Source organism: Actinoplanes sp. OR16, assembly GCF_004001265.1.
GTDB lineage: Bacteria > Actinomycetota > Actinomycetes > Mycobacteriales > Micromonosporaceae > Actinoplanes.
On sequence record NZ_AP019371.1, the window covers coordinates 162,887 to 183,724 of the forward strand.

At 70.2% G+C, this 20,838-nt stretch carries 13 protein-coding genes; 3 read left to right on the top strand and 10 right to left on the bottom strand.

What is annotated here, in order from left to right; translation table 11 throughout:
• The first annotated feature begins 5 nt into the window (after positions 1-5).
• Both EP757_RS00770 and EP757_RS00775 read left to right on the top strand, forming a co-directional pair.
• Positions 6-890: a sulfite exporter TauE/SafE family protein gene (locus tag EP757_RS00770; RefSeq protein ID WP_127542289.1), complete on the top strand. Its 885-nt coding sequence runs from the start codon at positions 6-8 to the stop codon at positions 888-890.
• Between the two features lie 8 nt (positions 891-898).
• Positions 899-3,310 carry an EAL domain-containing protein gene (locus EP757_RS00775; protein ID WP_127542290.1) on the top strand — a complete coding sequence of 804 codons (2,412 nt, stop codon included), beginning with the start codon at positions 899-901 and terminating at the stop codon, positions 3,308-3,310.
• Here EP757_RS00775 and EP757_RS00780 read toward each other — a convergent pair.
• The 6 genes from EP757_RS00780 to EP757_RS00805 are packed head-to-tail and all read right to left on the bottom strand — an operon-like array spanning position 3,299 to position 9,310.
• On the bottom strand, positions 3,299-3,847 hold the full coding sequence (locus EP757_RS00780) for a DinB family protein (protein WP_127542291.1): 549 nt from the start codon (positions 3,845-3,847) through the stop codon (positions 3,299-3,301). The genes EP757_RS00775 and EP757_RS00780 overlap by 12 nt on opposite strands.
• A 23-nt stretch (positions 3,848-3,870) precedes the next feature.
• Entirely contained in the window at positions 3,871-4,836 is a 966-nt protein-coding gene (locus EP757_RS00785; protein WP_127542292.1) for an ornithine cyclodeaminase family protein, read from the bottom strand.
• Between the two features lie 34 nt (positions 4,837-4,870).
• A complete protein-coding gene (locus EP757_RS00790; RefSeq protein WP_127542293.1) occupies positions 4,871-5,788 on the bottom strand; it encodes an ABC transporter permease in 918 nt (305 codons plus the stop codon).
• Positions 5,785-6,822: an ABC transporter permease gene (locus tag EP757_RS00795; RefSeq protein ID WP_127542294.1), complete on the bottom strand. Its 1,038-nt coding sequence runs from the start codon at positions 6,820-6,822 to the stop codon at positions 5,785-5,787. The genes EP757_RS00790 and EP757_RS00795 overlap by 4 nt, the downstream gene beginning before the upstream one ends.
• The gene (locus EP757_RS00800) at positions 6,819-8,330 is read right to left on the bottom strand and encodes an ABC transporter ATP-binding protein (RefSeq protein ID WP_197725498.1); all 1,512 of its coding nucleotides are present in this window, start codon (positions 8,328-8,330) and stop codon (positions 6,819-6,821) included. The genes EP757_RS00795 and EP757_RS00800 overlap by 4 nt, the downstream gene beginning before the upstream one ends.
• Positions 8,327-9,310: a BMP family ABC transporter substrate-binding protein gene (locus tag EP757_RS00805; protein WP_127542295.1), complete on the bottom strand. Its 984-nt coding sequence runs from the start codon at positions 9,308-9,310 to the stop codon at positions 8,327-8,329. Before EP757_RS00805 ends, EP757_RS00800 begins: the two co-directional genes overlap by 4 nt.
• A 137-nt stretch (positions 9,311-9,447) precedes the next feature.
• Here EP757_RS00805 and EP757_RS00810 point away from each other — a divergent pair, with 137 nt between their 5' ends.
• Positions 9,448-10,143: a GntR family transcriptional regulator gene (locus EP757_RS00810; RefSeq protein WP_127542296.1), complete on the top strand. Its 696-nt coding sequence runs from the start codon at positions 9,448-9,450 to the stop codon at positions 10,141-10,143.
• Positions 10,144-11,177: 1,034 nt separating this feature from the next.
• On the opposite strand, the gene pulA is transcribed toward EP757_RS00810, so the two are convergent.
• From pulA to EP757_RS00830, 4 genes are read right to left on the bottom strand one after another with little or no spacing between them, the layout of a single operon-like run.
• A complete protein-coding gene (gene pulA, locus EP757_RS00815; protein ID WP_127542297.1) occupies positions 11,178-16,589 on the bottom strand; it encodes a pullulanase-type alpha-1,6-glucosidase in 5,412 nt (1,803 codons plus the stop codon).
• Positions 16,590-18,383, bottom strand: a complete 1,794-nt coding sequence (locus EP757_RS00820; protein WP_127542298.1) for a glycoside hydrolase family 13 protein — start codon at positions 18,381-18,383, stop codon at positions 16,590-16,592. It lies immediately after the preceding gene.
• On the bottom strand, positions 18,380-19,225 hold the full coding sequence (locus EP757_RS00825) for a sugar ABC transporter permease (protein ID WP_127542299.1): 846 nt from the start codon (positions 19,223-19,225) through the stop codon (positions 18,380-18,382). Before EP757_RS00825 ends, EP757_RS00820 begins: the two co-directional genes overlap by 4 nt.
• On the bottom strand, positions 19,222-20,838 hold the full coding sequence (locus EP757_RS00830; protein WP_127542300.1) for an ABC transporter permease subunit: 1,617 nt from the start codon (positions 20,836-20,838) through the stop codon (positions 19,222-19,224). The genes EP757_RS00825 and EP757_RS00830 overlap by 4 nt, the downstream gene beginning before the upstream one ends.

The following is a 20,838-nucleotide window of genomic DNA, read 5'->3' on the forward strand; positions in this document are numbered from 1 at the left end:
CCGCCATGGATCCGATCATGGCGCTCGCCGGTCTGGGCGTCGGCATCGTCGTCGGGCTGACCGGCATGGGCGGCGGCGCGCTGATGACCCCCGTGCTGGTGCTGCTCTTCGGGGTGCACCCGGTCGCGGCGATCTCCAGCGATCTGGCCGCCAGCGCGATCATGAAGCCGTTCGGTGGCTGGGTGCATGCCCGCCGCGGCACGGTCAACTGGCGGCTCGTCGGCTGGCTCTGCGCCGGCAGCGTGCCGAGCGCGTTCGCCGGCGCCCTGCTGCTGAAGTCGGTCGGCGACGACGAGACCGTCCAGAACGCCGTGAAGATCGCCCTCGGCGTGGCCCTGCTGCTGGCCGTCGCAGGCATGCTGCTCAAGGCCTGGACCACCCGCCGCAACGGGGACGGCCCGCCCGCCGCGATCACCGTCCGCCCGGTGCCCACCCTGATCGTGGGCGTGCTGGGCGGCCTCGTGGTCGGCCTCACCTCGGTCGGCTCCGGATCGCTGATCATCGTGGCGCTGCTCGCCCTCTATCCGAAGCTGCGCGCCAACGACCTGGTCGGCACCGACCTGGTGCAGGCCGTCCCGCTGGTCGCCTCGGCCGCCCTCGGTCACGCGCTCTTCGGCGATCTGCAGCTCGACATCGCCGGCGCGGTGATCCTCGGATCGATCCCGGGCGTGCTGATCGGCTCCCGGATCTCCTCCCGGGCGCCCGGCGGCCTGGTCCGCAGCGCGCTGATCATCGTGCTGCTGGCCAGCGCGCTCAAGCTCTTCGACGTGCCCACCACGGCCGTCGGCGTGATCACCGGGCTGGCCGTCCTGGTCGCGATCGGCATCGGAATCCGACCGAAACGCACGACAGTCCCGAACGACTCAATCCTGGAGGACGCCCGCCGATAGGTGGGTTGATGAACGTCCGGCAGAAGCTCCTCGGCGGGTACCTGGTGGTGGCGCTCCTGCTGGTCGCCACGGCCCTCGTCGCCTGGCGGGCCGACAACGCGTCCGCCGAGGCAGCCGCCGCCGACGAGGCGAAACGGCAGGCCCTCGGTATCGCGGCGGACATCGGCAACGGGCTCCCGATCGACACGCCGGGTGAGATCCCGATCCCGCTCTACTACAGCCAGACCGCGCTCGACAACTACCTGCAGCGGATGCACGAGACCCAGCACCGGGACGTCGTGGTGGTCGACAGCGGGAAGTACATCCTCGGCGACGTGGTCCAGGAGAACATCGGCGCCACGTTCGACGCCGATACCGGCAATGAGGTCGCCCGCACCATGGCCGACGGCGTACCCCGGGTCTTCGTCGAGGTCAGCGAGGACTATCCGCAGGGCATCAAGCAGGTGGTGGTGCCGATGGAGAGCGCCGGGGGCGCCTCGCTCGGCGCGGTGGTCCTGGAGTACACCCCGCTCTACGAGCAGATGATGGCCGGCGCCCGGCGGGCCCAGAGGATCATGCTGACCGCGTCGGCGATCGCCGTGCTGCTGGTTCTGCTGGTCGGCTTCGGGGTGGGCGGCTCGATCACCCGCCGGATCACCGCCCTCACCGCCGCGGCGCGCACGATCCGCAGCGGCGACTACTCGCTCCGCATCCCGGCCGGCGGGCGCGACGAGATCGGCACGCTCTCCCGCGCCTTCAACGCCATGGCCGAGCGGCTCGAACGCTCGGCCCGGGAGATCCTCGCGAAGGAGTACACCGACAGCATCCTGGCGAACGCCGGCGAGGGGATCTGCGGCGTCGACGCCACCGGCCGGATCGCGTTCGCGAACGAGGCGGCCGGCCGGATCACCGGCGTCGGCGTCTCCGGGCTGCTCCAGCGGGAGGCCACCACGCTGCTGCCGGACGCGGCCGGCGGGCTCACCGTCGGCACCCGGGAGGGACGCCTGCAGCGCCCCGACGGCACCTCGGTACGCGTCGAGTACACCGTCAGCGCCATCGAGAAGGACGAGCGGCCGATCGGCGCCGTCGTGGTGCTGCGCGACGTGAGCCGGCAGCGGGCCCTCGAATACGACCTCCGTCACCAGGCGCTGCACGACGGGCTGACCGGCCTGCCGAACCGCAAACTGCTGCTGGACCGGCTGGAGCACGCGCTCGCCCGCTCCCGCGCGTCCGGCGAGCAGATCGCGGTGCTCTACCTCGACCTGGACGGGTTCAAACGGGTCAACGACAGCCTCGGGCACAACGCTGGCGACACGCTGCTGCGGACCGCCGCGGAACGTCTCGCCGGGGTGCTGCGCTCGCACGACACGGTGGCCCGGCTCGGCGGCGACGAGTTCGCGGTGCTGCTGGAGGACGCCGGCCCGGCCGTCGTCGAGTCGCTGGCCCGGGCCTGCCTGGACGCCCTGGCCCGGCCGTTCCTGCTGCACCACCGGGAGGCGGTGGTGACGGTCAGCATCGGCGTGGTGCCGGACGCCGCGCAGTACACCGACGCCGACGAGGTGCTGCGCAACGCCGACGTGGCCATGTACGCGGCGAAGGACGAGGGCAAGAACCGGTTCATGATCTTCGAGACCCGGATGCACGAGCAGCTGCTCAGCCGGCTCGACCAGGAGGCCCGGCTGCGCGAGGCGGTGAACCGCGGCGAGCTGCGGCTCTACCTGCAGCCGGTGGCCGGTGTCCCGGACGGGCGGATGCACGGCGCCGAGGCGCTGGTCCGCTGGCAGGACCCGCAGCGCGGCCTGCAGCAGCCCGGCTCGTTCATCCCGCTCGCCGAGGAGACCGGGATGATCATCGAGATCGACCGGTGGATCCTGCGGGAGGCCTGCCGGGTCGTACGCCAATGGCAGGACCTGAGCCCGCAGACCGCGCCGGCGTTCGTGAGCGTCAACCTCTCCGCCGCCCACCTGGAGCTGCCGGACCTCACCGACCAGGTGTCGGTCGCCCTCGCCGACACCGGCCTCTCCCCGCACTGCCTGGTGCTGGAGCTGACCGAGACGGTCCTGATGCGCGACGTCGCCGTCACCTCGGCACGGCTCGAGGAGCTGCGCCGGCTCGGCGTCAAGATCGCGATCGACGACTTCGGCACCGGGTACTCGTCGCTCGGCTACCTGCGCGACATCCCGGTCGACGTTCTCAAGATCGACCGCTCGTTCATCACCGGGCTGGTCGGCAACGGGCGGCAGCAGGAGCTGGTCAGCGCCGTCGTTCAGCTGGGGCACACCCTCGGCCTGCGGGTGGTGGCCGAGGGTGTCGAGGACAACGACCAGCTCTCCCTGCTCACCGTGATGGGCTGCAAGTTCGCGCAGGGCTACTACCTGGGGCGGCCGGAGCCGGCCGCCTCCCTGTACGAACGCCTCAACGACAAGGCGTTAACGGCGTAGATAGAGGTCCCGCAGCAGCGCGATCTCCGCGCCGTGGTGGATGACCTCGCGGTTGATGTGCAGCACCAGGGCCGCCATCGTGTCGTCGCCGTAGCCCTCCTCGCCGCTGGGCCGCAGCAGACCCTCGTCGCCGAGCTCGGTGACGCCCTTGGTCCACGCCGTGTAGCCGGCGTCGAGCTGAGCCAGGGCGCCGGCGGCGGTGCCCGCGTACTCGTGGCGCAGGTAGTCCATCGGCGCGCCGTTGAAGTGCCGCGCCACCCGGACGCCGAGCACCCCCACGATGATGTGCCCGAGACGCCAGGCGATCGTGGTGACGGGTGCCGGGTCCGGCGCCGGGTACGCCCAGTCGATCAGCATGTCGCCGCCACCGGCCGACATCCGGGCGCTGCTGGTGCCGCGCGGACGCACACTCCACGCGTCCGGCGCAGGCTCCCAGAAGTATTCGTCGTCGGTCAATCCTTCGAGCCGGGGACGCAGCCGGCTCCGCCAGTGCTGGTCGAGCTGCTGGCGCAGTTGAGTGTTCCAGTCTGTGCCCATGAGCACGACCCTAGCGATCGGAGTCAGGCCGCGAGGTCGACTTCGGTTCCCAGGCCTCGGCGTCCGGCCTCGTCGATCAGCAGCCGCGCGGTCGCCAGATCCTGCAGGCCGACGCCGACCGAATTGAAGAGGGTGATCTGCTCCGGCGACTGCCGGCCCGCTTCCCGCCCGGCCAGGACGTCGCCGAGCTCCAGCCGGAAGTGGTCGGCGGTGACCGCGCCCTCGGCGATCGCCAGCGCCGCCTCGCCGGACTTCTGCATGGTGGTGGCGTGCGAGTCGACCACCACCCTCGCCCGGGCCACACCGTGCGTGTCGACCTCCCGGTGGTCCGTGCGGGGCGGGGCGCCGACCGCGTTCACGTGCAGGCCGGGCAGGAACCAGTCGCCCTTGACCAGCGGCTCCTTCGACGGCGTCAGGGTGCAGAGCACGTCGGCGGCGAGGGTCACCTCCCTCGGGCCGTCAGCGAGCGTCACCGGGACGCCGAGGTCCTCGGTCAGCCGCTTCGCAAGATCAAGAGCCTTCTCCCTCGTACGGCCCCAGAGCACCACCGTGGTGAACGGGTGCACCACGGAGAGCGCGTGGGCGTGCGCCTCCGCCAGCGGACCGGCGCCGACCAGTCCGAGCACGTGCGCATCCGGGCGGGCCAGGGCACGGGTGGCCACCGCGGTGGCGGCGGCCGTACGGAATCGGGTGACCGCCGCGCCGTCGATCAGCGCGGCACAGGCCCCGGTCCCGGCGTCGACGGCCATCACCGTGGAGCGCTGGCGGTTCCCCGGCAGGTCGGCCAGGAGTTTCACGGCGGCCAGCCCGGCCGGTTCGGAGGCGGCGGTCATCGCGACGAACGTGGCCTCGCCCAGAGTCGCGGCGGCCGGGGCGGGCAGCGCGGCCCGGCCCAGGGCCAGGTCGAGATGGGCCTGCTCGACGGCGGCGATCACGTCGTCGACGCGGAGCAGCGCCAGCACGTCGGAGCGGGTCAGGATCAGTGTCATCAACGTTCCACTTCGAAGATCGGGCCTGGGACGGTCAGGCGGTTCGGGTGAAGGGGGTCGTCAGGGCGGACGGGGCCCGACTGCGGCCGACCAGGCCGCTCACCGCGAGCAGGGCGATCACGTACGGGATGGTCACCAGCAGTGGCGCGGGCACATGCAGCCCGACCGCCGGGGCCGCGAACTGCAGCGCCTGCGCCACCCCGAAGAAGAGGCAGGCCAGCACCGTCGGCCAGGCGCGCCAGCGGCCGGCGATCACGGCGACGACGGCCAGATAGCCCACGCCGCCGGTGATGTTGTCGCTGAACGCGTGCACCTCGGCCAGAGCCAGGTCGGCACCGGCAAGTCCGGCGGTGGCGCCGGTGAGCAGGACCGCGGCGTACCGGATGAAACGCACCGGAAGGCCGCACCGATCCGCGGTGACCGCGTCCTCGCCGACCGCGTCGACCGCGAGACCCCAGGTGAATCGCCTGCTGAGGCCGACCGCGAGAGCCGCCGCGACCGCGAAGGCCAGGTAGCCGAGCGCGGTCTGCTCGAAGAGCGCGGGCCCGATCAGCGGAATGCCGGACAGGCCGGGGATCGCCAGCGGCGCGAAACCCTCCAGGCTGCCGCCGTCGGTGAACAGCAGCCGAGCCCCGTACGTGGTGGCGCCGAGTGCGAGGGCGTTCGCGGTGATGCCGGTGACGATCTGATCGGCGCGCAGGGTGACGCTCAGGATCGCCTGGATGACGGCGACCAGCAGACCGGCCACGAGCGCGCACGCCACCCCGGCGAGCGCGCTGCCGGTGACCATCGCTCCGGCCGCACCGGCGAACGCGCCGGTCAGCATCATCGCCTCGACACTGAGGTTGAGCACCCCGGCCCGCTCACTGATCAACTCACCGGCGGAGGCGAGGAGGAGCGGGGCGGCCAGGCGTACCCCGCCGGAGAGGACTTCTTCCAGGACGGCGCTCATCGCTTCTCCTTGTAGAAGATCGCGGCAGCGGCGATCAGCAGTACGAGCAGGCTCTGCACCACCTGGACCGACGAGGCCGGCACCCCCGCCGCGAGCTGCAGGTTGATGCCGCCGTTCGTCAGCAGGCCGAAGAGCAGCGCGATGGCGAGCACGGCGGTGAGCGAGCCACGGGCCAGCAGCCCGACGACCAGGCCGGTGAAGCCGAGACCCGCCGAGAAGTGCTCGGCCAGCACGTAGGGCGCGGTGGCGACCAGCCCGGCGCCGGCCACCCCGGCCAGACCGCCGGCGACCGCGAGACCGCCGACCTCCAGCCGTGCCACGCCGAGGCCGAGCCGCGCCGAGGCGGCCGGGGACTCGCCCACCGCGGTCAGGCGCAGGCCGGTCGGCGTGTGCCGCAGGACCAGCGCGACGATCGCGGCGGCCGCCACCGCGAGGACGATCATGAGGGTGGCCGGCGACTCCACCGAGCCGATCAGCGGGAGCCGGGCGCCCTCCGGCAGCGGCGCCGACTGCGGCAGCGTCTCGGCCGAGGTCACCGGCTGCCGCAGCAGCATCTCCTCGTGCACGGCCAGGGCGAGCACACCGGCGCCGATGAAGTTCAGCAGCAACGTGGTGATCACCTCGCTGGTGCCGCGCCGGGCCTTCAGCAGACCGGCGATCGACGCCCAGGACGCGCCACCGGCGAACCCGGCGATCAGCACGACCGGCACGCCGATCACGGCCGGCACCGACTCCGGGAGCGCGAGGCCGGCCGCCGCGCCGGTCACGCCGCCGAGGCAGAGCTGGCCCTCACCGCCGACGTTCACCAGGCCGGCCCGGTGCGCCACGGTGAAACCGGAGGCGATCAGGGCCAGGACGGCCGCCGCGTTGAGGCTGCTGCCGATCGCGTACGGCGTCCCGGTCATCCCCTCGACCAGCGCGTCCACCGCGACGGCCGGCGATGTCCCGGCGCCCGCGGCGAGCAGCAGGCCGGCCAGTGCCGCCACGATCGCGGCCAGTCCGCCGACCACCACGGGGTGTCTCACGACCGTCATGCGGCGGCCTCCGTCCCGAGCATGAGGTGCGCGATCTCGTCCCGGGTGCCGGCTTCGAAGAGCTTTCCCCGGTACGCCACGACGACCCGGTCGCACAGTGCCAGCAGTTCACCCAGCTCACTGGAGACGACGAGAACGGCGGCCCCTTGAGCCGCGGCGGCCCGGATCCTTCCCAGCACCGCGTCGACGGCGCCGACGTCGAGCCCCCGGGTCGGCTGCGCCGCGGCGAGGCAGATCAGCGGGTCCAAGGCCAGCTCGCGGGCGAGCACCACCTTCTGCTGGTTGCCGCCGGAGAGCGCGGACATCGGGGCTGCCGGTCCCGGCGCGCTGATGCCGTGCCTCTCGATCACCGCGGCGGCCGCTCTCCGCATCCGCTTGCGATCCAGGAGGCGGGTGCGGCGGCGGAACTCGCCGAGCCGGCCCAGGTAGAGGTTCGTGGCGACGTCCAGGGTGGGCACGCAGCCCTCGTGATGGCGGTCCTCGGGAACCACACCCAGGCCGGTCTCGGTACGCCGGGCCGGCGTCGCCCGGGTCAGATCGGTACCGGCCAGTTCGACCGTCCCCTCGTCAGGGAGCAACGCTCCGCTGAGGACGTGGATCAGCTCGGTCTGGCCGTTCCCCTCCACCCCGGCCACGCCGACGATCTCGCCGGGTGCGATCGCCAGGTTCACGTGGTCGAGCAGGTAGCCGCCGCCCTGCCGCTTCACCGAGACGTCGGTCAGGCGTAGTACCGGCTCTCCGGTGATCTCCCTTTTCTCCTGGGTGCCACCCCTCTCCTCGATGCCCAGCGTCCCGGCCAGCACCGGTGCCAGGTCGTCGGCCGGGCGGCCGATCATCAGAGGGACCAGGGTCGCCGCGTCCAGGTTCGCGATCACGGAACCGGCGACCTTTCCGCCGCGCAGCACGGTCGCGGCGTCGGCGACCCGGGCCACCTCGCCGAGCTTGTGCGTGACCAGCACGACCGCGCCGCCGTCGTCGGCGATCCGGCGGCAGGTCGCGAGCAGGGCGTCCACCTCGGCCGGTCCGAGCACACCGGTCGGCTCGTCCAGCACGAGCAGGCGCGGCTCGCGGAGCAGGGCTTTCACGATCTCGACGCGCTGCCGCACGCCGAGCGGGAGATCGCCGACCGTCTCGTCCAGCGGCACGGTGAGGCCGTAGCGCTCCTCGAGGCGGGCGAGCCGTCCCTTGAGGCTCGTCACCCGCAGCAGGCGCAGGTTCTCGGCGACGGTCAGCGTCGGCACCAGACTGAAGTGCTGGTGGACCATCGCCACGCCGGCCTCGATCGCCTCCTTCGGGCGGCGGGGGGCGTAGCCCGTACCGAAAAGGCTCATGGACCCGGCAGTCGGGGTGAGAGAGCCGCCCACCGCATGGCAGAGGGTGGATTTCCCGGCGCCGTTCTCCCCGAGAACGCAGTGCACCGTCCCGGCCTCGACCGTCAGATCGACGCCGTCCAGCGCGCGGGTCGTGCCGTACACCTTGGACAGGCCGGCGATCTCCAGCGCGATCACAGCGTGGTGATCTTCCCGGAAGCGATGTCCGCCTTGATCGCGTCCAGCTTCGCCTGCACGGCCGGGTCGGCGGCGCAGAGGATGATGTCGTTCTGCGGCTTCTCCGCGGTCAGGCCGAACTTGACCGCCTCGGCCTTCCAGGTGCCGGCGGTGAGGTGCTCGACGGCGTACTCGATCTCCGCGCCCACGTCGGTCTTCACGAAGCCGGCGTACGCCGGGTCGGCCGCGCAGTCGTGCGGGATCGGGCCGCCGATCAGCGCCGTCTTCTCCTGCGCGGCTGCCTGCGCCACACCCTTCTTGCCCAGGTTGAGCACCTGGCCGATCACGTCGGCGCCGGCGCTGTAGTCGGCGAGCGCGGACTGCTTCGCCTTCGCCACGTCGTTGAAGTCGCCGACGTACTGCGGGGCGAGCACCTCGGCCTTCGCGCCGGACGCGGTGACGCCGTTCGCGTACTCCTTCGCCGCGTTCACGATCGCCGGCAGCTCGGCGCCGCCCAGGAAGCCGACCTTGCCGGTCTTCGTCAGCAGTCCCGATGCCGCGCCGGCCAGGAACGCGGCCTGCGCCTGCTGCGGGTCGTAGAGCGCCAGGTTTCCGGCCGGCTTGCCGTCGGCCGGTCCGCCGATCTCCACGAACTTGACCCCGGGGAACTTCGGGGCGACCAGCCGGACGGCCGCGTCGGTCTGCCCGCCCAGGGCGATCACCAGGTCGCTCGTGCCGGCGAACCGCACCAGGGCGGCCTCGAAGTCGGCGGTCGCGACCTGCTCCACCTTGCTGAAGGCGACGGTGCCGGCGTACGTCTTCTCGGCCCGCTGATAGCCGAGGTAGGCCGACTCCATGAAACCGTCGTCGGAGAGCGAGCCGGGGAAGAGGACGCCGACCTTCATGGTGTCGGTCTCCGGCTTTTCGGCGTCGGCTTGTGTGCTGCACCCGGTCAGGATCAGTGCTGCGGCCAGTGCTCCAACCAATGCGGTACGCGCCATCAGAACGCCTCCGAGAGTTAGTGGTATACCGTTACGGCAGCCAGTTTCGGGGTGTTCTGTTTCACGCTCGTTAGGCAGCCGTTAGCAATTGCGGCACCACCTAAGGTGGGAACGTCTTACTCATTCGGAGGGCTCCAGTGGCGTCACTGCGCGACCGCGCTTACGAAGAACTGCGGCGCCGGATCCTCGCCACCGAGCTGGCCCCCGGCGAACGGCTCGTCGAACGTGACCTCGCGGCCGAGCTGGAGGTTTCCCGGATCCCGCTGCGAGAAGCGCTGCGCCTCCTCGAAGCCGACGGGCTCGTGCTGCTCGTCCCACACAAGGGCGCGCTGGTGGCACCCTTCACCCCCACTGACGTACGGGACCTCTTCGACGTCCGCGAGTCCCTGGAAGCCCTCGCCGCCGGCCTGACAGCCACGCGCCGCGACGCCGCCGGCCTGGCCCGGCTCCAGGACCGCCTGGCGGCAGCCCGGGCGGCGACCGCAGCCGGCGACTCCGACGGTGTCGCCGCGGCCAACGCGGGCTTCCACGCCGACCTGGTCGAACTGGCCGACAATCCGCTGCTCAGCGCCATGATGCGCCCCCTGGCGGCCCGCACCCACTGGTTGTTCCGCCTCACCGCCCAGCGCGACCCGGATCAGCAGTGCGCCGAACACGAGCAGCTCTACGCCGCGATCTCAGCAGGAGCCGCCGACGTCGCCGCCGCCCTGGCCCGCGACCACGTGGCCTCCGGACGCGAGACAAGCATCGCCGAGGCGTCCCGCTGGTCCCACCCCGACGTGGACCCCGAGGCCGTGGCAGCCCGCCGTCGCCGCCGCCCCTCCAAGCCGTGACCACCAGCCGCCCCGGCCGGCCTCCGAGACCGATCGCCGGAGGTTGAAGCACCACGACCTCGGTGCCCCCTGAGCCCTCCAAGATCTCCTGGGTCGCCCATTCCCGGTGCGGCTCCACCTATCAGCTGCGCGCGAGAGCCGTGGTGCCGCCCGATTTGTCGCTCTGGCGTACAGCCCGGCCCTCCGCACTGTCCGGTCGTCGCGCATCGACACCGAGTGCGCGATGGCTGCGTTCCGCCTGACGCGCGCGATGGCCGATGGTCGCGCATCGGCCCGGAATGCGCGACGGCCGCGTTCCGCCTGACGCGCGCGACGGCCGATAGAACATGCAGTGGTCGCGTTCGGCCTGGCGCACCGCGATGAGGAGTCCACGATGCGGCTTCGCAGCAGCGGCACCCACCACGCGATCCCCCGCAGCCCGACGAAACTCGGAGCGGGCCGGCAGATCTTGGAACAACAATGGCTGTGCCTCATTGCTGTCGCGACGGCGCCCCGGCAGCCATGAAGCACAGCCGAGTTCGACCGCCTGCACGCGAGAGCCGTGGTGCCGCCCGAATTGTCGCTCTGGCGTACAGCCAGGCCCTCCCCACTGTCCGGTCATCGCGCATCGACACGGAACGCGCGACAGCCACATTCCACCTGACGCGCACGATGGCCGATAGTCGCGCATCGGCACGCTATGCGCGACGGCCGCGTTCGCACTGCACACCCGCGATGGCCGATGGTCGCGCATCGGCACGGAATGCGCGGCGGTCGCGTCGCGGCCTGGCTCCCCGCGGAGAGGTGGTGGCCCTACGGCATGGTGTTGCACTCCCTCGCCTGGCGACCCGGCCTGGACCCACCGGCAGCCGGCACGCAGATCATGCCCGGCCGCGCAGGGCTCGGCGCTGACTCGCGGGGCCGCAGGTGCTGGTGGAGGCGGGACCGGGCCGGTGCGGTCGGGGCGGGCGTTCACCCCGTACAAGGAGGAAGGAAGAACGACCCCCGCCTGCCCGGGCTGATCGGGTAAGCGGAGGTCGCGATCGGGGTGGGGCTCAGTTCTGGACGAAGACCGAGACCGTGCGAGGCGGGACGGTCAGGGTGCCGGTCGAGGCGGTGAAGGTGGCCGTCCGGACCAGCGGGTCGGCTGACTGCTGCTGGATCGGGTGGAGGGTGACCTTCTTGCCGGCGAGGGCGGCGATCTTCTGGGTCACCGGCGACGGGGTGGCATTGAAGACCACCGTCACCGACTTCCACTGACGATCGATGCCTCGGCCGTCCAGCGTCATGGTGATCACGCCGGGGGTCTCGTTCTCGCCGGAGAGCGGGAACGACAGGCGCTGCTGCACCTGCGACGCGGTCGGCAGGCCGAAGACCGGGGACGACTTACGGATCTTCAGCAACTCCTGGTAACGGCTGTCGGACAGGTTGATCGCCTCGCAGGAGGGGACCAAGGCCGGGTCCGCGAGCAGGGGTTTCGCGTACGCGTACTTCGCCTCGTTGTCCGGCTTCGGCGGGAGTCCCTTGCCGAAACCGTTCCCCGCGGCGCAGTCCCACTCGATCGCGTTGAACCAGTCGCCGGAGTTGTACGAGTTCCGGTCCAGTGACTTCGACCGCAGCCGCTCACTACCGGTGGTCACGAAGCCCACGCCCTGGCCGAGCACCGTGGTCGCGAGCGCCACCGACTGGGCCCGGGCACGTTCGACGGCCGTGGTGGCCGGCGGCAGCTTGTACGCCAGCGAGTCGTAGAGGATCTCGTTGTCGTGCGCGTCGACGTACGTGATCGCCTCGCCCGGTGCGGCGTTGTAGCCGGCCGGCGAGCCGTTGTAGTCGATCTCCGAACCGTTGACCGTGACACCTGAGGAGGAAATAAACCGATATGACCGCAGATTTCCTGACAGGCCGACCTTGATCAGGTCCTGGTAGTGCAGCAAGCGAGCGCGCTGAGCGGCGGAGTCTCCGTTCACCGCATCGCCATTGGGCGAGGTGAACAACCCTGACGCGAAACCCTGGATCCGCGGGTTCTCGTCGAACGGCCCACCGCCGCGGACGGCATCCCGGAGCCGGTCGTTGAACGTGCCGATCCCGGTGCCGGCCAGCTCGGTCTGCGAGGCCTGCACGAAGCGGGCGTTGTTCGCGACCTCGCCGAAGTTCCAGCCCTCGCCGTAGACGTAGATGCTCTTCCCGTCCACGCCGTCACGCGCGAGGGTGAGCCTGTCCAGCGCCTTCCGGACCGCCAGGATGTTCTCCTTGGGGTGGTGGCCCATCAGGTCGAAGCGGAAACCATCGACCTTGTACGCCTTCGCCCACGTGACGATCGAGTCGACGACGAGTTTGCCCATCATCGCGTTCTCCGGCGCGGTGTTGGAGCAGCAGGTGGAGTTCGCGACGGTGCCGTCGTCGAGGAGCCGCTGGTAGTAGCCGGGGACGATCTGGTCGAGCACCGACTTGCTGTCGGTGCCGGACGCCGACGTGTGGTTGTAGACGACGTCCATCACCACGCGCAGACCGGCCTGGTTGACCCCGGTGACCATGGAGCGGAACTCCTTGGTGCGCTGGCCGGGGTCGGCCGCGTAGCCGCCCTCGGGAACCGTGTAGTGCAGCGGGTCGTATCCCCAGTTGTAGCCATCGGTCGCGGCCACGGCAGCGATGCAGGCCTGCTGCTCCTCGGAATCCGCCGGGAACGACGCGAGGTCACACGGCGGCTGGGCCTGGTCGGCCCGGTTCTCCGGGATGGTCGCGAAGTCGAACGCCGGAAGCAGGTGCAGGTGGGTCACGCCGGCTTTCGAAAGCTGCGAGAGGTGCTTCATCCCCGCGGTGGACTTGTCGGCGAAGGCGGCGAACGTGCCCCGCTTCTCCGCGGCCACCGTCGTGTCGGCGATCGAGAAGTCCCGGACCGAGAGCTCCGAGATCTGGATCTTCGCGGGTGCGACGGCCGCCGGTTTGCGCAGCCTGTCCCAGCCGGCCGGCTTCTGCGCCGCGTCATCCAGGGAGGCGAAGACGCTCCGGGTCGAGTCGGTGGTCAGGGCCAGCGAGTAGGGGTCGGTGACCGACGCGGTGACGATCTGGCGCGTAGCGGGTTGCCAGGCCTTCACCCGATACTTGTAGAAATCTCCGGATTTGAGGCCCCGGGCCGACCAGATGCCCGTGCGTTCGTTCCGGACCATTTCTCGTACGTCGGGAGCACCGCCTGTGGCGGCGGAGTAGACCTCGAGTTCGACGCTCTGAGCGGTCGGCGCCCAGACCGAGACGCCGTTGCCGACCGGGCCGAGCTCCGCCTTCGTGGCCGCCGCGTAGACGTCGTCGAGCACGCCGGACAGTTGCACGCCGGTCGCCGAGAGCAGCTTGCCCTTCGCATCCCGCTCGGTCACCACGACCTGGCTCTTCAGGATCTCGGTGAGGTCCGTCGCCGGGAGCTTGAACGCGCCGTACTGCCAGAGGTGCGGGAAGTCCTCCCGCTGGTCCTCGGTGAGGCCGTCGCGCCGGGCGGAGAGACGGACGCTGTCGTACGCGCCGGTCAGCTCGCCGTTCTCCACGCCGATCCCACCCGACGGGGCGTAGACCAGGTCGTAGACCTTGCCGTCGGTGCCCGCGCCGACCGGCTCCAGGGTGTCCCCGGTGCTGGTCTTCCAGGCCACCGTGCCACGGTCGATCCAGACCGCCCGCGACTTCGTCACATCGATCTCGCCGGCGCCGGCGACGGTCTTGACCAGTGGCAGGAGACGGGTTTCCTGGCCGGAGAGCAGCCACACCTCACGACCGGCCTTGCCGAAGTCGAGCGACTGGTCGGAGGGCAGGTCCTTGTCGTCGCCGTTGTGGATGATGTAGCTCAGCGAGGTCGCACCGCCGGCGAGCGGCACCTCGAACACGGCACCGTAAGAATCGATCTTCGTGGGCGCGAGCGGGCTGGCCCAGTCGGTCGGGTTCGCCGCGCCTTCCCAGACGTGCAGGCCCCAGCCGTCGTAGTTACCGTCGGCCTTGCGCCAGTGGATGATCGCCTTGTCCGGATCCTGGGCCGGGTCCGGCTGGCCGGTCGCGGCCTGGCGGGTCGGGTAGACCGCCGTGTCGCCCTGCTTGATCCAGATCTCCGGGTTCGCGGCGACGTCGATGGTCCGGTCGGCGTCGGTGTCCTTCACGCCGTCCTTGCTCACCACGATGAAGCCGACGCTCTTCGCACCGGGCTTGAGCTTCACGTAGGCGAACCGGCCGTACGAGTCCTCGCCGACGAACGGCTGACCGGCCGGCCAGCTCGTCGACATCGACGGGTCGATGTCGCCCCAGACGTAGAGGCCCTGGTCGTCGTAGCCACCGGCCGGGCGCTGGTAGTGGACGACCGCGTAGCCCGCGGTGGTGGCGGTCGCCTCGGGCGTGCCCACCGTGATCTTCGAGGTGGAGGACGCGAGCCGGCCCCTGCTGTCACGCACCACTGCCTTGTACCGCACTTCGGTGCCGCCGGCCAACCCGGTCAGGTCGTGGTACGCCCGGTAGGGGGCCTTGTCAGCGGTGCCGACGAGCTTCCACGCGCCGCCCGCGACCTGGGCCGCGAAGGTGACGGTGGCGAGCGGGTCGCCGGTGGTCTCGGCGACGAGCTCGGTCCTGGTCGGGACGCTGTCCCCGACGGCCGGCTTCGTGATCGTGACGGTCGGCGCGGCGTTGGACGCCGCGAGGGGTTTGTCCGCCTTGAGAACGACCGAGGAGAGAGCCGGCACGGTAACCGTGATCTTGCCATCCGCGGCCTGGCTCGACTGGCTCGTCCCGTAGATCCCCTTGTACGAGGACGATGCCACCGGGAACGTCACCGTCTGCGGCGTCGTCGCGTTGTTGACGGCCACCACGTACTCGAGACGCTTCGCCGTGTCGATCCGGGACGCCGCGAAGACGCCCTGCCCCTCGGCCGCGTACCGGGTCACCTGCACGCCGTCGACCAGCGCCGGGTTCGCCTTGCGCAGCTTCGCCAGGTCAGCGATGGTCCGGTAGAGCGGGTGCTGGGTGTTGTAGTTGTCCACCGCGTGGGTGCGGTCGGTGCCGATCAGGTCGTCGTCCAGGTAGTCCGCCGACTTGCTGGCGAACAGGTCCTGGCGCGCGTCCTTGTCGCCGCCCGGCCCGGTGAAGCCCTGCTCGTCACCGGAGTAGACGACCGGCTGCCCACGGGTCAGGAACATCAGCTCGTGGGCGAGCTGGTCCCGCTTGAGCTGGGTGTCGGCGGTGGCCGCGGACGCGATGAACGACCCGATCCGGCCCATGTCGTGGTTGCCGAGGAAGGTCGGCAGCCGGTCCGCGCCGGTGTCGCGTGCGGTGTAGAGGTCGTCCTTGCCGTACAGGTCCGAGAGGGCCGTCGCACCGCTGGCGCCGGTCACGAAGCCGCGCGCCGCCTCCTGGAACGAGAAGTCCAGGGTGGCCGGCAGACCGCCTTCGCGGACGTACGCCGACTGGATCTCCTGGTCGGCGCTGTAGACCTCGCCGAACATGAAGAAGTCGTCACCGGCGGCCTTCTCGATACCCTCAGCGAATTGGGGCCAGAACTCCATGTTGGTGTGCTTCACCGTGTCGAGGCGGTAGCCGTCGATGCCGGTGTTCTTCACCCAGTCGGCGTAGATCTTCGTCATGCCCTTGACCACTTCGGGACGCTCGGTCCACAGGTCGTCGAGGCCGTAGAAGTCGCCGTACTCACTGTTCTCGCCGGCGAAGGTGGAGTTGCCGCGGTTGTGGTACATGTTCACGTCGTTGAGCCAGGCCGGCGTCTTAGCGGTCTTGTCCGCCTTATCCGGGAAGATCGGCGTATAGGGGAACGACGTTTCGTCTGTCTGAGGGAACTTCGCGCTGGACGCGTAGTTGGCGTCCTCGAAGGGCTGGCCCTCGGTGTCGGTGTACGGCGACGTCTCTTTGTCGACGTAGGTGTAGGAGTTCTCCTCGTACTGGATCACGTCGGCCGTGTGGTTGACGATGATGTCCAGGAAGATCTTCATGCCGCGCTGGTGGGCGAGCTTCACCAGCTTCTTCAGGTCCGCGTTGGTGCCGAAATGCGGGTCGACCTGAGTGAAGTCGGTGATCCAGTAACCGTGGTATCCGGCGGAGACGTCGGCCCCCGTACCCTGCACCGGGTTGTTCTTGAAGACCGGGGCGAGCCAGATGGCCGTGGTGCCCAGCCCCTGGATGTAGTCGAGGCGGTCGATCACGCCCTTCAGGTCGCCACCGTGGTAGAAGCCCTTGTCAGCGGGGTCGTACCCGGTGGAGAGCCGGTCGCCCTTGAGGCCACCCTTGTCGTTCGACTTGTCCCCGTTGGCGAACCGGTCCGGCAGCACGAAGTAGTACTGCTCGTTGTCGGCGGGCTGGTCGGAGCCCCAGTTGGCGATGACGGCCGCGCTCGGTTCCGCGTTCTGCGCGAGCGCGGCGGACGCGGGCACGGCTATGAGAGGCAGCAGAAGGCTGAGCAGAGCGCCTGCCAGCCGTAGTTTTCGAGGTGCCACTTAACAACCCTTCGGGTGCTGGCGGACGGACCACACCTGGAAGGTAGGTCCATCACCGTCGATTTCGATAGATCCATCGGCGCCGGCTTTGAGCGGTTCGGCGCCGCCGTACAGGTTGTCGCCCCACGCGTGCGGGACGAGTCCGGTCACGCGTACCGGCAGGCCCGCGGACCGCCGCGCCACGACGAGCACGGTGTCCTCGGCGGTCTCCCGGAGGAAGACGAGCAGGTCACCGGCGGCGTGCATCCAGCGCAGGCCGCCGCCGGTCAGCGCCGGCGTGCTGCGGCGCAGCCGCGCCAGGGCGCGATACCGGGCCAGGGTGCGCATGTCCCAGCCGTCGGTGGAATTCCAGGGCATCGGGGTACGGGAGTGCTCACCGTTGAGACCGGTCAGTCCGAGCTCGTCGCCCGCGAAGATCATCGGGGTTCCGGGCAGCGTGAAGAGCAGCCCGGCCGCTACCTCGTGGCGTTCCGGGCCGCCCACCACGGAACGGATCCGCGGGGTGTCGTGCGAGCTGAGGATCTGCCACGAGTGGGTCATCGCCCGCCACGACGTCTGCGCGGAGAACGCCGTCATCGTGGAGACGAGCTCGGCGGCGTCCCGGAACGGGATCTCCCCCGGCACACCGAGGAAATCCGGGAACGGCACCTCGCCGGCGCGCAGCCAGCTCCACACCGGGCGGGTGAATCCGGCGTAGTTCATGGTGCCCTGCCAGCCGTCGGCGTCCAGGTCACGGGTGGCGTCGTGGCCGTGCTCGGCGACCAGCACGGCGTCCGGGCGGACCTGCCGGACGGCCCGGTGCAGCAGCGCGGCCACCTCCCGGGTCCAGTCGTCGGCGGCCCGGCGGCCGGTCATGTTCGCGACGTCGATCCGCCAGCCGTCCAGCGCGTACGGGTAGGTCAGCCAGTGCTGGGCCAGCTTCGTGAACCGGCGGCGCAGCTCCGGATCGGCCCAGTTCAGCTTCGGCAGGCTGGGGACGCCGAGCCAGGACTCGTACTCCCCCGCGTCGCTCCAGTAGAAGAAGTCCTTCTCGGTCCGGAACCACTCGTGGGCGTCGCCGGTGTGGTTGGTGGTGAGGTCACCGATCAGCCGCATCCCGCGCGCGTGGAGCGCCTCGCTGAGCCGGATCAGCGCCTGGTCGCCGCCGAGCAGTGGGTCGACGCCGCCGAAGTCCGAGCCGTCGTAGCGGTGGTTCGAGCGGGACGGGAAGAACGGCGTCAGGTAGACGGTGTTCGCGCCCAGATCCGCGATGTGGTCCAGGTGCTCGGCGACGCCGTCCAGGTCACCGCCGTAGAGCTGCGTCGCGGCCAGCGGGCCGTCGCCCTCGACCGGGGTGTTCCAGTCGCAGCGCACGGCCCAGTCCGGGGTCGGCCGGCCGGCCGCCGCGGCCGAGCGGGCGAACCGGTCCGGGAAGATCTGATAGATGATCGCGTCCCGTGACCAGGCCGGTGGCGGCGCGTGTGCCACCAGCTTGAAGTCGGTGGCGTCCGGCAGGTCGTGCGAGGTCAGACCCCAGCCGGTGAGCCAGCGGACCGCTCCGGTCGCGGTCCGGATCAGGAAGCGGTACGGGGTGACCGGGTTACGTACCTCGATCTCCGCGCGCCACCATTCCCCGCCCGCGTCGCGCTTGTCGATCGCCGCTGAGGTGAAGACAGGCTCGCCGTCGCGTACGAATCGGGCATGGATCCGGGAGATCCTGGTCCCGGAGGCCACCCGGACGAAGACCGAGACCGTCTCCCCCAGCTCGGGCTCCGGGTTCGACACGTACAAGCCGGAGCCGTCGTGATGGATCATCCCTTCACCGCACCCGCGCTGAGGCCCTCCACGATGTAGCGCTGCAGGTACATGAAGACGCCGACGGTCGGGATGGCGGTCAGCAGGGTGCCGGCGCAGAAGACCCCGAAGTTCGTGTCCCGCTCGCCGGCGACCAGGCCGTAGAGGCCTACCGCCAGGGTCTTCGACTCGCTGTCGGTGAGGAAGACGTTCGCGATCAGGAACTCGTTCATCGTGCCGATGAAGGCGAGCAGTCCGGTGACTGCGAGGATCGGCGCGACCAGCGGCAGCAGGATCTTGAAGAAGATCTCCGCGTGGCTGGCGCCGTCCACCACCGCCGACTCGTCGAGCTCCTTCGGGATGGTGTCGTAGAAGCCCTTCATGAGCCAGGTGTTCACGCCGAGCGCGCCACCGAGGTAGAGCAGGATCATGCCCCACCAGGTGTTGAACCCGAACGCCGGCCACAGGTCGGTGATCGTGGAGAACATCAGGAAGATCGCCACGACCGCCAGGAACTGCGGGAACATCTGGATCAGCAGCAGCGACATCAGCCCGACGCGGCGGCCCGCGAAACGACGGCGGCTGAAGGCGTACGCCGCCAGCGCCGAGAGGAAGACCGACGCCGCCGCCGCGAGACCGGCGATGACGATGGAGTTGACGAACCAGTACCCGAAGTTGGTGTCCTGGAAGAGCTTCGTGAAGTTCTCCCCGGAGGCGCCGCTCGGCACGAGCGTGCTCGACGCCAGCGTGCCCTGCGGGTTGATCGCGGCCGAGAAGACGAAGAGCAGCGGGCCCAGCGCGAACACCAGCCCGAGCAGGCCGACCAGGTGGCGCCAGCCGACCTGCTTGATCCAGCGCGTCACGAGTAGACCTCCTCCAACTGCCGGGTACGGCGGAAGCTGATCGTGGAGATGGTCGCGACGATCAGGAAGATGAAGATCGAGATAGCGGCGGCGAAGCCGTACTGCGCCCCGGATCCGCCGAAGGCGAGCCGGTAGGTGTACGTGATCAGCAGGTCCGTCGCGCCGTTCGTGGTGTTCTCCGCCGGGAACGGCGCACCCTCGGTGGTCAGCCAGATCGCGTTGAAGTTGTTGAAGTTGAACGCGAACGACGAGATCAGCAGGGGTGTCAGCGGGATCATCAGCAGCGGCAGGGTGACGCTCCTGAAGCTCTGCCAGACGCCGGCGCCGTCCACCTTCGTGGCGTCCAGCAGCTCACCCGGGATGGCCTGCAGCGCACCCGTGCTGACCAGGAACATGTACGGATACCCGAGCCAGAGCTGGACCAGGATCACCGCGATCCGGGCCGAGGCGGTGCCGCCGAACCAGTCGATGTCCGTCCCGAGCAGGTTGTTGATCAGGCCGAAGTCGGTGTTGAACATGTCCCGCCAGACCAGCAGCATCGCGAACGACGGCATGGCGTACGGCAGGACCAGCAGGATCCGATAGAAGTTGCGGCCCCGCACTCTGCTGGAATGCAGCGCCAGCGCGATGAACAGGCCCAGCACGAACGTGAACCCGGTCGAGCCGAGCGCGAACGCGAAGTTCCAGATCAGCGTCCGCAGGAACGGGCCGGAGATGGTGTCGTCGGTCAGCGCCCGGGTGAAGTTGCCGAACCCGACACCCACCTTCCAGCCCTGGGCCAGGCGCTCGCCGTCGGCGGCCACGAACGCGCCGACGCTCTCATCGGCCTTCCAGCTCTTGCCGCTGGTCATGTCCCGGATGCTGTCGCTGACCGCGTCATAGGCACGGCCGGCCTTGCCTTCGTACGCCCGGGAGAGGCCGGACGACCGGATCGCGCCACCCGCCGTGGGCACTGTGAACTCGGTGATCTCCTGGCTGCGCGCGCTGGCCTGACCGGCGTTGAGCACGGTGTATCCGGCGGCGGCCGTCACCTTGCCGCTGGACGTCACGGTGACGTCCCCGGCCGGCTTCAGCCCGTCGGCGTCGCCGATCGACACCGCCTTCGTGGCCGGGTCGGTGATCAGGAAGACGATCGGCCCCGTGGCCGGGTCGCCCTGGGTCGCGATCGACAGGGCGTACTCGGCCGAGCCCGGGACACGGGTGACCGACGACGTCTGGATCGCGACGATCGCGTCCTCTTTGCTTCCCCGGTGCCCGTCGCCGAAGTTCGTGAAGGCGGTGCTCGCGGTGTACAGCACCGGGAACAACTGGAAGATCACCAGAAAGAGCGTTCCTGGTACGAGGTACTTCGCCGGGATGTGCCGTGGCGTCAGATAGATGTAGAGGATCGCCGCGGTGGTCACGACCAGTAGCGCCAGGCCGAACCAGTACTCCTCGGCGATCAGCGGGAACGCCGCCCAGATCGCGAATGCCGTGACCAGGCCCAGCAGCAGAATCTTGACGAACTGCGTCGTCAAGCTGGTCTGGCGTTCCCGGCGTGGCCGGCGCTCGGAGGGCTCCGGCTCAGTGACGGGGAGGGCCCGCCGCGCGGGCCCTCCGAGCTTTGTCGTCAT